Source organism: Pseudomonas sp. XP2, from assembly GCF_053557975.1.
Window position 1 is genome coordinate 78,214 of the sequence record NZ_JBNRIK010000020.1, and the last position, 12,872, is coordinate 91,085.

Annotated in this window: 13 protein-coding genes and 1 pseudogene; 10 read left to right on the top strand and 4 right to left on the bottom strand. The window is 62.2% G+C overall.

The features are described from left to right. Nucleotides 1–37 precede the first annotated feature (37 nt). From ACK1VC_RS20240 to ACK1VC_RS20260, 5 genes and pseudogenes are all read left to right on the top strand, one after another. The gene (locus ACK1VC_RS20240) at nucleotides 38–346 is read left to right on the top strand and encodes a DUF485 domain-containing protein (RefSeq protein ID WP_016487157.1); all 309 of its coding nucleotides are present in this window, start codon (nucleotides 38–40) and stop codon (nucleotides 344–346) included. Further along, nucleotides 337–1,905 (top strand): annotated as a pseudogene (locus ACK1VC_RS20245) (cation acetate symporter); the annotation flags it as partial. The gene ACK1VC_RS20240 and the pseudogene ACK1VC_RS20245, both read left to right, overlap by 10 nt. A gap of 39 nt (nucleotides 1,906–1,944) precedes the next feature. Next, nucleotides 1,945–3,177, top strand: coding sequence for an OprD family porin (locus ACK1VC_RS20250; protein ID WP_191087886.1), 1,233 nt, complete (start codon nucleotides 1,945–1,947; stop codon nucleotides 3,175–3,177). A gap of 36 nt (nucleotides 3,178–3,213) precedes the next feature. Then, nucleotides 3,214–5,268 (top strand): phenylacetic acid degradation bifunctional protein PaaZ, encoded by a 2,055-nt coding sequence (paaZ, locus tag ACK1VC_RS20255; RefSeq protein WP_060517778.1) that lies wholly within the window; start codon nucleotides 3,214–3,216, stop codon nucleotides 5,266–5,268. Nucleotides 5,269–5,428: 160 nt separating this feature from the next. Further along, nucleotides 5,429–5,599 (top strand): hypothetical protein, encoded by a 171-nt coding sequence (locus ACK1VC_RS20260; protein WP_016487161.1) that lies wholly within the window; start codon nucleotides 5,429–5,431, stop codon nucleotides 5,597–5,599. Between the two features lie 76 nt (nucleotides 5,600–5,675). Here ACK1VC_RS20260 and ACK1VC_RS20265 read toward each other — a convergent pair whose 3' ends face one another. From ACK1VC_RS20265 to ACK1VC_RS20275, 3 genes are all read right to left on the bottom strand, one after another. Continuing rightward, nucleotides 5,676–5,945: a DUF6555 family protein gene (locus ACK1VC_RS20265; protein WP_016487162.1), complete on the bottom strand. Its 270-nt coding sequence runs from the start codon at nucleotides 5,943–5,945 to the stop codon at nucleotides 5,676–5,678. A gap of 98 nt (nucleotides 5,946–6,043) precedes the next feature. Next, nucleotides 6,044–7,252 (bottom strand): zinc-dependent alcohol dehydrogenase, encoded by a 1,209-nt coding sequence (locus tag ACK1VC_RS20270; RefSeq protein WP_070086399.1) that lies wholly within the window; start codon nucleotides 7,250–7,252, stop codon nucleotides 6,044–6,046. 103 nt (nucleotides 7,253–7,355) lie between these two features. Continuing rightward, a complete protein-coding gene (locus ACK1VC_RS20275) occupies nucleotides 7,356–7,565 on the bottom strand; it encodes a con-10 family general stress protein (RefSeq protein ID WP_016487164.1) in 210 nt (69 codons plus the stop codon). A gap of 262 nt (nucleotides 7,566–7,827) precedes the next feature. Between ACK1VC_RS20275 and ACK1VC_RS20280 the strand changes: the two genes are divergently transcribed. After that, nucleotides 7,828–8,226, top strand: coding sequence for an NUDIX hydrolase (locus ACK1VC_RS20280; RefSeq protein WP_016487165.1), 399 nt, complete (start codon nucleotides 7,828–7,830; stop codon nucleotides 8,224–8,226). 58 nt (nucleotides 8,227–8,284) lie between these two features. On the opposite strand, the gene ACK1VC_RS20285 is transcribed toward ACK1VC_RS20280, so the two are convergent. Continuing rightward, the gene (locus ACK1VC_RS20285; protein ID WP_256219675.1) at nucleotides 8,285–8,848 is read right to left on the bottom strand and encodes an ATP-dependent Clp protease proteolytic subunit; all 564 of its coding nucleotides are present in this window, start codon (nucleotides 8,846–8,848) and stop codon (nucleotides 8,285–8,287) included. A gap of 169 nt (nucleotides 8,849–9,017) precedes the next feature. Between ACK1VC_RS20285 and ACK1VC_RS20290 the strand changes: the two genes are divergently transcribed. From ACK1VC_RS20290 to ACK1VC_RS20305, 4 genes are read left to right on the top strand one after another with little or no spacing between them, the layout of a single operon-like run. Further along, nucleotides 9,018–9,935, top strand: coding sequence for a DUF72 domain-containing protein (locus ACK1VC_RS20290; RefSeq protein ID WP_191086581.1), 918 nt, complete (start codon nucleotides 9,018–9,020; stop codon nucleotides 9,933–9,935). Further along, nucleotides 9,932–10,717, top strand: a complete 786-nt coding sequence (locus tag ACK1VC_RS20295; RefSeq protein ID WP_016487168.1) for an endonuclease/exonuclease/phosphatase family protein — start codon at nucleotides 9,932–9,934, stop codon at nucleotides 10,715–10,717. Before ACK1VC_RS20290 ends, ACK1VC_RS20295 begins: the two co-directional genes overlap by 4 nt. Next, the gene (clsB, locus tag ACK1VC_RS20300; RefSeq protein ID WP_016487169.1) at nucleotides 10,714–11,916 is read left to right on the top strand and encodes a cardiolipin synthase ClsB; all 1,203 of its coding nucleotides are present in this window, start codon (nucleotides 10,714–10,716) and stop codon (nucleotides 11,914–11,916) included. The genes ACK1VC_RS20295 and clsB overlap by 4 nt, the downstream gene beginning before the upstream one ends. Then, a complete protein-coding gene (locus ACK1VC_RS20305) occupies nucleotides 11,916–12,869 on the top strand; it encodes a lysylphosphatidylglycerol synthase domain-containing protein (RefSeq protein ID WP_023048028.1) in 954 nt (317 codons plus the stop codon). The genes clsB and ACK1VC_RS20305 overlap by 1 nt, the downstream gene beginning before the upstream one ends. Nucleotides 12,870–12,872: the final 3 nt, after the last annotated feature.

Here is a 12,872-nt window from a genome sequence, read left to right on the forward strand (position 1 = left end):
TCAACAAAACAATTACAAAACCAAGAGATCGCTTGCCATGACACCCGAACGCATAGAAAGCATCGCCAACCACCCCGACTTCCAGCACCTGGTGCAGCGCAAACGCCGCCTCAACGGCAGCCTGACCCTGGCCATGCTGGTGATCTACTACGGCTTCGTCCTGCTGGTGGCGTTTTCGCCCAGCACCCTTGGCCAGTCGCTCAGCGGCGGTGTGACCACCGTCGGCATGCTGGTGGGTGTGCTGATGGTGCTGCTGTCCTTTGCCCTGACCGGCATCTATGTGCACCGCGCCAACAATGTGCTCGACCCGCTCAATGAAAAGGTCAAGCAGGAGTGCGCACAATGAACTGGACAGCCATTTCGATGTTCATGGTGTTCGTCTGCTTCACCTTGCTGATCACCCGCTGGGCGGCTTTGCGCACCCGCTCGGCCAGCGACTTCTATACCGCCGGCGGGGGCCTGACCGGCATGCAGAACGGCCTGGCGATCGCAGGCGACATGATCAGCGCCGCCTCCTTCCTGGGCATCTCCGCGATGATGTTCCTGAACGGCTATGACGGCCTGTTGTACGCCCTGGGCGTGCTGGCCGGCTGGCCGATCATTCTGTTCCTGATCGCCGAACGGCTGCGCAACCTGGGCAAGTACACCTTTGCCGACGTGGTCAGCTACCGCCTGGCACAAACCCCGGTACGCCTGACCTCGGCGTTCGGCACCCTGGTCGTGGCACTGATGTACCTGGTGGCACAGATGGTCGGTGCCGGCAAGCTGATCGAGCTGCTGTTCGGCATCAGCTACCTGTATGCGGTGATGCTGGTCGGTGTGCTGATGGTCGCTTATGTAACGTTCGGCGGCATGCTCGCTACCACCTGGGTGCAGATTATCAAGGCAGTGATGCTGCTGTCGGGCACCAGCTTCATGGCGTTCATGGTGCTCAAGCACTTCGGCTTCAGCACCGAAGCCATGTTCGCCAGCGCGGTGGCCGTGCATGCCAAGGGCCAGGCGATCATGGCCCCGGGTGGCCTGCTGTCCAATCCGGTGGATGCCATTTCCCTGGGCTTGGGCATGATGTTCGGCACCGCCGGCCTGCCGCATATCCTGATGCGCTTCTTCACCGTCAGTGATGCCAAGGAAGCACGCAAGAGCGTGTTCTATGCCACCGGTTTCATCGGTTACTTCTACCTGCTGCTGATCGTCATCGGCTTTGGCGCCATCGTCATGGTCGGCACCGAGCCGTCCTACCGCGACGCCACCGGTGCAATCATTGGCGGCGGCAACATGATCGCCGTGCACCTGGCCCAGGCTGTCGGTGGCAATTTGTTCCTTGGCTTCATCTCTGCTGTGGCCTTCGCCACCATCCTTGCCGTGGTCGCCGGCCTTGCGCTGTCCGGCGCATCGGCGGTATCCCACGACCTGTATGCCTGCGTGATCCGCCAAGGCAAGGCCACCGAGCAGGAGGAAATGCGCGTATCGCGTGTCGCCACCCTGCTGATCGGCCTGCTGGCGGTCATGCTCGGCCTGATGTTCGAGTCGCAGAACATCGCCTTCCTCTCCGGCCTGGTGCTGGCGGTGGCTGCCTCCGTCAACTTCCCGGTGCTGCTGCTTTCGATGTTCTGGAAAGGCCTGACCACCCGCGGCGCAGTGTGCGGCAGCATGGCCGGCCTGGCCTCGGCGGTGCTGCTGGTGGTACTGGGCCCGGCAGTGTGGGTCAACGTGCTGCATCACGATAAAGCGCTGTTCCCTTACAGCAACCCGGCCTTGTTCTCCATGAGCCTGGCGTTCCTGAGTGCCTGGGCGTTCTCGGTCACCGACAGCTCCGAACGTGCCAGTGAGGAGCGTGGCCGCTACCTGGCCCAGTTCATCCGCTCCATGACCGGTATCGGCGCCGCTGGCGCCAGCAAGCACTGACTTCAAGGAAGAACCACCATGTCGGGTAAAACAACAACAATGAACCGCACGCACATCATGTCAGCTGCCTGGCTGGCCACGCTCGCCTTGCCATTGCCGGCGCTGGCAGACTTCATCGGCGACAGCCACGCACGCCTGGAGCTGCGCAACCATTACATCAACCGCGACTTCCGCCAAAGCAACGCACCACAGGCCAAGGCAGAAGAATGGGGCCAGGGCTTCACCGCCAAGCTGGAGTCCGGCTTCACCGAGGGCCCGGTCGGCTTTGGCGTTGACGCCATGGGCCAGCTGGGTATCAAGCTCGACTCCAGCCGCGACCGCCGCAATACCGGGCTGCTGCCCTACGGCCCGAACAGCCACGAACCGGTTGATGATTACAGCGAACTGGGCCTGACCGGCAAAATCCGCGTGTCCAAAAGCACCCTGCGCCTGGGCACGCTGCAACCGATCCTGCCGGTGGTGGTATACAACGACACCCGCCTGCTGGCGTCCACCTTCCAGGGCGGCCTGCTGACCAGCCAGGATCTCGATGGCCTTACCGTCAACGCCGGCCGCCTGACCAAGGCCAACCTGCGCGACTCCTCGGGCCGCGACGACATCGGTTATGGCGCTGCCAGCAGTGACCACCTGGACTTTGGCGGTGGCAGCTACGCCATCACCCCGCAAACCAGCGTCAGCTACTACTATGCCAAGCTCGAGGACATCTACCGCCAGCAGTTCGTCGGCCTGATCGACACCCGCCCCTTGAGCGAAGGCGTGAGCCTGCGCAGCGACCTGCGCTACTTCGACAGCCGCAACGACGGCGCCGAACGTGCTGGCAACATCGACAACCGCAACTTCAACGCCATGTTCACCCTCGGCGTGCGGGCGCACAAGTTCACGGCGACCTGGCAACAGATGTCCGGCGACAGTGCCTTCCCGTTCGTCAACGGCGGCGACCCGTTTACCGTCAACCTGGTGACCTACAACACCTTCACCCGCGCCGGGCTGGACTCCTGGCAAGTGCGCTATGACTACGACTTTGTAGCGATGGGCATCCCCGGCCTGAGTTTCATGACGCGCTACACCGACGGCCGCCACGCCGAAACCGCCACTGTCAGCAATGGCCGCGAGCGTGAACGCGACACCGACATCACCTACGTCATCCAGAGCGGCCCATTCAAGGACGTCAGCCTGCGCTGGCGCAACGTCACCTTCCGGTCCGGCAATGGCCTGACCAACGCCGTGGACGAAAACCGCCTGATCATCGGCTACACCCTGGCGCTGTGGTAACAGCGCCCACTACATTCGAACAGTATGGAGAACAGCATGTCTGCCGCCCCTACCCTGCAAAGCTTCATCGCCGGCCGCTGGCTCGGCCAGCACGGCGCGCAAGCCCTGCGCAGCGCCCTTGATGGCCACGTACTTGCCTATAGCCACGAAGAGCGCCCGGACTTCGCCGAAGCCGTGGACTTCGCCCGTGCGCGTGGCCTGGCCAGCCTCATGGCCATGGACTTCCAGCAGCGTGCTGCACGCCTGAAAGCGCTGGCCCTGTACCTGGCCGAGCGCAAGGAACAGCTTTACGCCCTGTCGCACCATAGCGGCGCCACCCGTGCCGACAGCTGGATCGACATCGAAGGCGGCAACGCCACATTGTTCTCCTATGCCGGCATCGGCAGCCGCGAGCTGCCGTCGGGCAACCTGGTGCACGAGGGCCCGGCCATCGCGCTGGGCAAGCAAGGTCATTTCGCCGGCAGCCACATCCTGGTGCCGCGCGCAGGCGTGGCGGTGCACATCAACGCCTTCAACTTCCCTATCTGGGGCATGCTGGAGAAGTTCGCCCCGACGTTCCTGGCGGGCATGCCGTGCATCGTCAAACCGGCGACTTCCACCAGCTACCTGACCGAAGCCGTCGTCCGCCTGATGAACGCCTCCGGCCTGCTGCCGGAGGGCAGCTTGCAACTGGTGATTGGCAGCACCGGCGACCTGCTCGACCGCCTTCAAGGCCAGGACGTGGTGACCTTCACCGGGTCAGCCGATACCGCCGCAAAATTGCGCGTCACGCCGAACCTGGTGCGCAATTCGGTACCGTTCACCGCCGAAGCCGACTCGCTGAACTGCGCCATTCTTGGCCCGGATGTGACCCCGGACAGCGAAGAGTTTGACCTGTACATCAAGGAGGTGGTGCGTGAAATGACCACCAAGGCCGGGCAGAAGTGCACCGCCATCCGCCGCGCCATCGTGCCGGCCAAGCACATTGATGCGGTTGCCACGCGCTTGCGCGAGCGGCTGAGCAAGGTGGTTGTGGGTGACCCGTCGCTGGAGGGCGTACGCATGGGGGCTCTGGCTTCCCACGACCAGCAGCACGACGTGACCGAGCGGGTGCGCAGCCTGCTGCAAAGCTGTGACCAGCTGTTCGGCGCCAGCGACGGCTTCGCCCCGCGTGGCGATGGCGTGGCCGAGGGCGCATTCTTTGCCCCGACCCTGCTACAGGCCCGCGACCCGCACGCCGACGGCGGCGCCCACGATATCGAAGCGTTCGGCCCGGTCAGCACACTGATGGCCTACCACGACCTTGACGAAGCCTTGATACTGGCCGCCCGAGGCAAAGGCAGCCTGGTGGCGACCTTGGTCACCGCCGACCGCAGTATTGCGGCCAAGGCCATACCGGTGGCAGCTGCCTGGCATGGCCGCCTGCTGGTGCTCGACAGCGAGGCCGCCAAGGAATCCACCGGCCACGGCTCGCCGTTGCCACAACTCAAGCACGGCGGGCCGGGCCGGGCCGGCGGCGGTGAAGAACTGGGTGGCTTGCGCGCGGTCAAGCACTACCTGCAACGCGCCGCAGTACAAGGTTCGCCGAGCATGCTCACGGCGGTCACCGGCGAATACGTGCGCGGTGGCGAAGTGATCGAGACCGAAGTGCACCCGTTCCGCCGATACTTCGAGCAGTTGCGCATCGGCGAGTCGTTGCTCACCCACCGCCGCACCGTGACCGAAGCCGACCTGGTCAACTTCGGCTGCCTGTCGGGGGACCATTTCTACATGCACTTCGACGAAATCGCGGCCAAAGAATCGCAGTTCGGTAAACGTATCGCCCACGGCTACTTCGTCCTCTCGGCGGCGGCCGGGCTGTTCGTGTCGCCCGGTGCCGGGCCGGTGTTGGCCAACTATGGCCTGGATACGCTGCGCTTCATCAACCCGGTGGGCATTGGCGATACCATCCAGGCACGGCTGACCTGCAAGCGCAAGATCGACCAGGGCAAAACCAGCCCGCTGGGCCAGCCGCAAGGGGTGGTGGCGTGGGATGTGGAGGTAACCAACCAGCTGGGTGAGCTGGTGGCCAGCTATGACATTCTGACCCTGGTGTTGAAACAGCCGGCGTGATTTGTTCACCTTGCGGGCCCCTTCGCGGGTAAACCTCGAAAGGGCCCGCACAAGTGTCCCAACACGGTGCCACCGTTGGTCAGCGACTGCCGCTATCCAGATGACTTTTAAGACAGGTCTTTCGCTCCTAACCATGAGGATCACAGACGAGGATGGCGCGATGGATTACTTACTGCGGATGGGTGGTGGCAATGTGCAGGATGACTGGCCGGAGCTTGAGCCGGATCGCCGCAACGACCAAGTGGATGACCCGGATGCCGACCCCAATGTGACTGACGACGAGGAAAATCGCCCCGGCGTCCCGGCCAGTGACCCCGAGTCCGGCGCCTGACAAAGGGTTTATCCAGGCACCATGCTGCAGCCGGTGACCCCGTTGCAGCATGGTTATGTGTCAGGCTGAGGTTGTATTACACCATCGCCGCCGGGTCTCCCACCGACTGGCTCGGTTTGCTCCCCGAAATCCGCCAGCTTACGCCGGTAATCCCGTAACGCTCGGCCATCGGCCGGCTGATCTTCTTGATCTTCTCACGCCCGAACTTGGGAATAATGCCGATACCCGCATCGCAACTTGCCCAATGCCAGGCCTCGGCATTGTCCAGGCGTTCCAGGCGAATGATGAAACTGCGCGGTTGGCCATGCAGTTGGTAATCGATGATGTACAGCTGTGGGCTAGGCATCGCAGGGGCCTCCTCTTCTCCATGGATGACACCCTGATTGATCGGGCCATGGCCAGAAGATTCAAAATTTTGTCGAACATTCGGCACAAGCGGCCGTTTCAGCGCACTGCGGCACCCTGACCGCGTGGGTCCGGGGCCGCACCGGGCACCAGAATCACCTTGCGACACTGATCCTGCTGTCCATTGAACAGTTCGTAGGCACGCGGGGCATCTTCCAGCGCCATGCGGTGGGTGACGATGGCCTGCGGGTCCAGCCGGCCTGCTTCGATATGCGCCAGCAACTCAGGCAGGTAGCGCTGCACATGGGTCTGCCCCATGCGAAAGGTCAGGCCCTTGTCGAAGGCGTCGCCAAACAGAAAACCATGGATAAACCCCGCATATACCCCCGGCACACTGACCACCCCACCCCTGCGCACGGCCGCGATACTCTGGCGCAGGGCCTTGCCGCTACTGCCTTCGAGCTTAAGCGCGGTGAGCACCGTTTCCGTCGTGCTGCCCTTGGCTTCGAAACCCACCGCATCGATTACCGCATCCACACCACGCATGCCGGCGGTATGGCGCACGATGCTATCGGCTGGGTCATCATCATAGGCAAAATTGACAGGAATCACTCCGTAGGCCTGATGAGCATAATCCAGCCGGTAGGCACATTCATCGACCATGAAGATCTGCTCCACCCCCAGCATGCGTGCGCAAGCAGCAGACAGCAGCCCGACCGGGCCGGCGCCATAGATTGCCAGTGACGAACCCTGGCCAACTTCGGCATTGAGCACTGCCTGCCAGGCTGTAGGGAGAATGTCCGAGAGAAACAATACCTGATCGTCAGCCAGGTGCCCCGGTACCTTGAACGGCCCTACATTGCCCTTGGGCACCCGCACATAATCGGCCTGCCCGCCAGGTATGCCGCCATACAGGTGGCTGTAGCCGAACAGCGCCGCGCCAGACGGTATGGTCTTCTTGTTCAGCAGTGCGCCTCGCCCCGTGTTGGTCGTTTCGCAGGCGGCAAACAAGTCGTGTTGGCAAAAAAAGCAGTCACCGCAGGCGATGACAAACGGGATCACTACCCGGTCACCCGGGCGCACCGCGGTTACCGCGCTGCCCACCTCTTCTACGATGCCCATGAATTCGTGGCCAAGAATATCGCCTTGCTCGACCATGGGGATCTTGCCCCGGTACAGGTGCAGGTCGGAGCCGCAAATGGCTGTGGCCGTTACCCGCAGCAAGATATCGTCGTCTTCCTGCAGACCGGGCTCTGCAACGGTGTCGACGCGGACATCCCCTGCGCCGTGATAGGTCAATGCGCGCATGCTCGTTTCTCCTGACGAAGTCATGGCGCGATTCCGGATTCGCAAACCCGAAATCGCTGCCGGGCACCACATGTGTTCCTGGGCATTCAGCGAGCGGTTCCCCTCACGGGTTGCGCCCCCCGCCGTGGCTGTTCTGGCCACCCTTGCGGCCAGCTTCCGATGCACGCTGTCGGTCGTTGGCGAAATTGCCGCCAGATGCCTGCCCCCCCTTGTGGCCCGCGCGCGAAGCACGCTCCCGGTCATTGGCGAAATTGCCCGGGTTGGTTTCCTTGGTGCCGCCGCGCTGGCTTGTCCGCTCTTGATCCTGCGCCATGTGGGTTCTCCTTGCGATGGATAGGCTGGTGACACGAATCTGTGCCATGCCTAGTTTCCGAGCCACTGTTGCCCGGCTCTGCTCAATGCTTTTGCTGGCAACTGACCAGCGGCACAAATCTTGCGTCGGCAAAATGTTTGCGTGGCGGGCGAAAGCCCTGGTGGCACGTTACGTGCTTTGACCGTTCGTCGGGTTAAACGCAACGTTTATTGCCGCCAACGGCCATATCTTCATGCAATAAGCGCATCACCAAGGAGCATGAATGAAGCTGAACAAGGATCGCGCCACCATCATCTGCCGGCACGGCAAGCAAACACAAAAATGGTTATGGGTGCGAAAATCCAACGGTGCCTGGACCCTCCCCGGCGGCAAGATCGAGCCTGGCGAGACGCCAGCGCAAGCTGCAGAGCGTGAGTTGCTGGAAGAAACCGGGCTGCAGGCAGCGTCACTGACCTTGCTGATGCGTCACGAGGCCCCCGCGCGTATGCATTACGTGTTCGAAGCAGAGTTTGCCGACGCGCCGCAGCCCAAGGCGCAGCATGAAATTACCGACTGCCGCTTTGCCCATCTGGACCAGGCGCCTGGGCTCAAGGGTGAGATCAAGTTGCTGATCCGCTCGCTGCTGGCCTGTGACAGAGCCACCGCCGCGTCAGTTCGGTAAGCCCGGTTACTCGGTGCGTGCCTTCGCGCAACTGTGAAGAGGCACGCACAGCCACACCCTAGGCATGCACACTCCACTGAACCGACTGCGCCTCGATTGGCATTTCGTCGATGGCATGAATCATCCCGTTATCCAGCGCCTCACGTGGCCCCAGAATCCGCGGATAGGCCATCAGGTACCGCGGCACGTCCAGTACCTCCGTTGCCCCCTGGGTTCGTTCGGCGACAATCTGCGCATACAACTTCAAATCATAATCCAGGCTCATGGCGTACTCAGCCATGCGCGAATGATCCACCGAACCGTGCAAGGTCCAGTGAAACGGGTGGAACAGGAACTTGCTGAAACTGCACGCCGTGCGCCGTTCCCCTGCCAGGAACAGGATATTGCCCATGGACTCCACCGTGCCCAGGTTGTGGGTATGCACCTCGACCGGTAACGCCCGCAGGAAGTTGTACAGGGTGAAGCCATAACTGCACTCGCCGCCCATGGTAGCGATGTTCAGTTGCAGGATACCGGCGCCCTGTTGCAGCGCCCGCGAACAGGTGTTGATCAGGTTGCCACAGGTCGACGAGTTGATCGGCCCGGTGAAATGGATGATATGTCTGGCCATGCTTGCCTCGATTTTATCCTGACACCCTTCCACGAAGCGGGTATCCGGTGGAAACGCCAAGCGCCGCAAAGTTCAACCTGGTATCAGCCTTTCCCGTTGGTCAAACGTGCTGAACCCTGGCCTGTCTTTATCGGTCGCACTTTGGAGCGACCGAAATAGAACCGGCAATGAGGACGGCAGCGTGAGCGATATCCGCATCGGTATCTCCGGGTGGCGCTATGGCCCCTGGCGCAAGGACTTTTACCCCAAGGGGCTGAGGCAGGACGACGAACTGGCCTTCGCTTCGCGGGCGGTGAACAGCATCGAAATCAATGGCTCGTTCTACAGCCTGCAAACGCCTGAACGTTACCAGGGCTGGCGTGACGAGACGCCGGACGACTTCGTGTTTGCGGTGAAGGGGCCGCGGTATATCACGCACGTACGGCGGCTTAGGGACATCGAAGAACCGGTGGCGAACTTTTTCGCCTCAGGCCCACTGTTGCTGGGCAAGAAGCTTGGCCCGATCCTGTGGCAATTTCCACCGAACATGAAGTTCGATGAAGAGCGTTTTGCCCGGTTTCTCGAACTGCTGCCGCGTAACCATAAAGCGGCTCGTGAATGTGCCAAACACTGCGCGGCACGCTTGCAGGGCAACGGCAGCTTGGGCATACACGGCAATGCACGGTTGCGTCATGCCGTGGAGATCCGTAACGAGAGTTTCCTCTGTGAGACCTTCATCAAGCTGTTGCGCAAGCACCGGGTCGCTTTGGTAGTTGCCGACAGCGCCGGCAAATGGCCGTATGTGGAAGACGTTACCGCCGACTTTGTGTACATGCGCCTGCATGGCGATGTCGAGCTCTACAGCAGTGGGTATACGGCCAACGCACTGAGGCGCTGGAAGCAGCGCATCCAGCGCTGGAGCCAGGGTAGCCAGGCTGAGGATGCGCAATTGGTCGTCCAGGGCTCGCCGCCGCGTCGGGCGACCCGCGATGTCTACTGCTATTTCGACAACGACCAGAAGGTTCACGCCCCCTACGATGCGCGACGCCTGCTGCAGAAGCTGTCGCTGGACCATGAGCTCATGACCGAGCCTGGCGTCCTGCGGGAGGTGGCCTTGTGAACAAGACCCTGCCCGCCCCACGCAGCATCATCGACAAGGTCACTGCGGTACGCCGGCTCAATGTGCTGACACTGAACGTGCACAAGGGCTTCACCTTCTTCAATCGGCGCTTCATCCTGCCGGAATTGCGCGAGGCCGTGCGTGCCACGGGCGCCGACCTGGTGTTTCTCCAGGAGGTGCACGGCAGCCATCAGCAGCATGCCCTGCGCCATGCGGCCTGGCCAGAAATGCCGCAGTACGAGTTTCTTGCCGACAGCATGTGGCCGCAGTTCGCCTACGGGCGCAATGCCGTATACCCGCATGGCGATCACGGTAACGCGCTGCTGTCGAAATTCCCCATTACTCACTTCAACAACCTCGATGTGTCAGTACAGGGCAATGAGCAGCGCGGCCTGCTGCACTGCCAGCTGGACGTGCCAGGCCACGACCAGGTGCATGCGGTGTGCGTGCACCTGGGCCTGCGCGAAGCCCACCGGCAGCGCCAGGTGAAGCTGATGCTCGACCTGCTGGCCAGTCTGCCGCCTGAAGCGCCGGTCATTATAGCCGGCGATTTCAACGACTGGCGCCTGAAAGCAGATGCAGTGCTGTGCGAACACCTGATAGAGGCTTTCGGCGAGCACTTCGGCACCCCGGCGCGCAGTTTCCCCGCGCGCCTGCCGTTGTTGCGGCTGGACCGCATCTATTTGCGCAACGCCATGCCCGGCACTGCCCAAGTGCTCTCGACATACCCGTGGTCGCACCTGTCCGACCACGCCCCATTGGCTGCGGAGATCAACCTGTGAATCGACCTTGGGTGGACGGCAACAGCGTGCAGTTGCTGATCAATGGCGAGCAATACTACCCCCGCGTCTTCGAGGCCATGGCCCAGGCGCGGGAAGAAATTCTGCTGGAAACCTTCATCATCTTCGACGACAAGGTCGGCCAGCAGTTACAACAGGTGCTGATCGACGCTGCCCAGCGCGGTGTGCGGGTGGAGGTAGCGGTGGATGGCTACGGCACTGCCGACCTGCCCACCGAATTCATTTCGGCCATGACCGATGCCGGCGTGAGCTTTCACGCTTTCGACCCACAGCCCCGGCTGGTGGGCATGCGCACCAACCTGTTCCGGCGCCTGCACCGCAAGATCGTGGTAGTCGACGGTGAGCGGGCATTTATCGGCGGTATCAACTACAGCGCCGATCATCTTGGCGACTTTGGTGCCATGGCCAAGCAGGATTATGCGGTGGAGGTCACCGGCCCGGTGGTAGCGCAGGTGCATGCTGCCAGCAAGCGCCTGATGTCGCCGGTGCTGCAGCCACCCAGCGCGGTACGCCCGGTAACCGAGCCGGCCGGGGCCAGCAGCGCCGTGCTGGTCGAACGCGACAACGGGCTGCGCAGTACCGATATCGAAACCCACTACCTGCAGGCTTTTCGTGGTGCAAAGCAGCGCATCGTGGTTGCCAACGCGTATTTCTTCCCGGGTTATCGATTGATGCGGGAGCTGCGCAACGCCGCCCGGCGTGGCGTGGATGTGCGCTTGATTCTGCAGGGCCAGCCTGACATGCGCTGGGTCCGTGCACTTTCGAGGCTGCTGTACAACTATCTGCTGCGCGACGGCGTGGCCATCCACGAATACTGCCAGCGGCCTCTGCACGGCAAGGTTGCACTGGTTGACGATGAGTGGTCCACCGTTGGCTCCAGCAACCTTGATCCGTTGAGCCTGTCATTCAACCTGGAGGCCAATCTTTTCATCCGTGATCGAGCCTTCAACCAGCAACTGAACCAGCATCTACAGGCCCTGGCCAGCGAGCAATGCAAGCCGGTCACCCTGGAGCGCATGATTCGCGGTTACTGGTGGCGGGCACCGCTGATCTTCGTGTGCTTCCACGTTATCCGCCATTTTCCGCGCATTGCTGGCTGGTTCCCGGCACACCGCCAGCGTTTGCGCTCGGTGCAGCCGGAAGTCGAGGCTCAGGGTAACCTGCACGAGGGCAATACCTGATGGCGCGCAAAGGCTGGCAAACCTGGGTGAAACGCCTGTTCACGCTGGCGTTCCTCATCCTCATACCTGTTCTGCTGTTTATGCTGGCACGCAATCTGGACTGGAACGAAGTGCGCCAGTCGTTGCTGGCCTACAAGCCCGGCACCCTGGCCATCGGCCTTGCGCTGGCGCTGTGCAGCTACCTGACATTTGCCAGTTACGACCTGCTGGCACGGGCCTACACCGGCCACCAGTTGCCCGCCCGGCAGGTGCTGCCAGTCGCCTTCGTGTGCTACGCCTTCAATCTCAACTTCACTACCTGGGTAGGCGGCGTTGCATTGCGCTACCGGTTATATGGCCGCCTGGGCCTGGATACCCCGACCATTACGCGCATCCTCACCTTGGGCCTGTTGACCAACTGGATGGGCTACATGCTGCTGGCCGGCACCGTATTCGCCCTCGGCTTCGTGGAGCTGCCCAGCAGCTGGGCGGTGGGCGCTACAGGTCTGCGCCTGATCGGCTTGCTGCTGTTGGCGATCGCGGGTGGGTACCTGCTGGCCTGTGGTTTTGCAACCAAGCGCACGTGGTCCTGGCGCAACCACGAAGTGACGCTACCGTCGCTGCGTTTGGCACTGTGCCAGGTTGCGCTGGGTGCCAGCAACTGGGCGCTGATGGCGCTGCTGATCTTCTGGTTGCTGCCGGGCGAGGCTTTTTACCCGTCCATTCTCGGCATCCTGCTGATCAGTTGCGTGGCTGGCGTGGTTGCGCATATCCCTGCGGGGCTGGGCGTACTTGAGGCAGTGTTTCTGGCCTTGCTGCACGGGCAGATGGCCCAAGGCACGCTTGTGGCTGCCTTGCTCGGGTATCGCACACTGTACTACCTGATTCCACTGCTGCTGGCAGTGGTTACCTACCTGGTCCTGGAAAAACGCGCCAAGGCCATGCGCCAAGGCGACAAGCCCGCCCAGACCTGACGA

What these genes read in the sequence shown, in the direction of transcription:
- ACK1VC_RS20240 (WP_016487157.1), top strand. Translation starts at nt 38, where the DNA reads ATGACACCCGAACGCATAGAAAGCATCGCCAACCACCCCGACTTCCAG.
- ACK1VC_RS20265 (WP_016487162.1), bottom strand. Translation starts at nt 5,945, where the DNA reads ATGCCTAGCCCACAGCTGTACATCATCGATTACCAACTGCATGGCCAA.
- ACK1VC_RS20305 (WP_023048028.1), top strand. Translation starts at nt 11,916, where the DNA reads ATGGCGCGCAAAGGCTGGCAAACCTGGGTGAAACGCCTGTTCACGCTG.
- ACK1VC_RS20275 (WP_016487164.1), bottom strand. Translation starts at nt 7,565, where the DNA reads ATGGCGCAGGATCAAGAGCGGACAAGCCAGCGCGGCGGCACCAAGGAA.
- ACK1VC_RS20270 (WP_070086399.1), bottom strand. Translation starts at nt 7,252, where the DNA reads ATGCGCGCATTGACCTATCACGGCGCAGGGGATGTCCGCGTCGACACC.
- ACK1VC_RS20250 (WP_191087886.1), top strand. Translation starts at nt 1,945, where the DNA reads ATGAACCGCACGCACATCATGTCAGCTGCCTGGCTGGCCACGCTCGCC.
- ACK1VC_RS20280 (WP_016487165.1), top strand. Translation starts at nt 7,828, where the DNA reads ATGAAGCTGAACAAGGATCGCGCCACCATCATCTGCCGGCACGGCAAG.
- ACK1VC_RS20260 (WP_016487161.1), top strand. Translation starts at nt 5,429, where the DNA reads ATGGATTACTTACTGCGGATGGGTGGTGGCAATGTGCAGGATGACTGG.
- paaZ (WP_060517778.1), top strand. Translation starts at nt 3,214, where the DNA reads ATGTCTGCCGCCCCTACCCTGCAAAGCTTCATCGCCGGCCGCTGGCTC.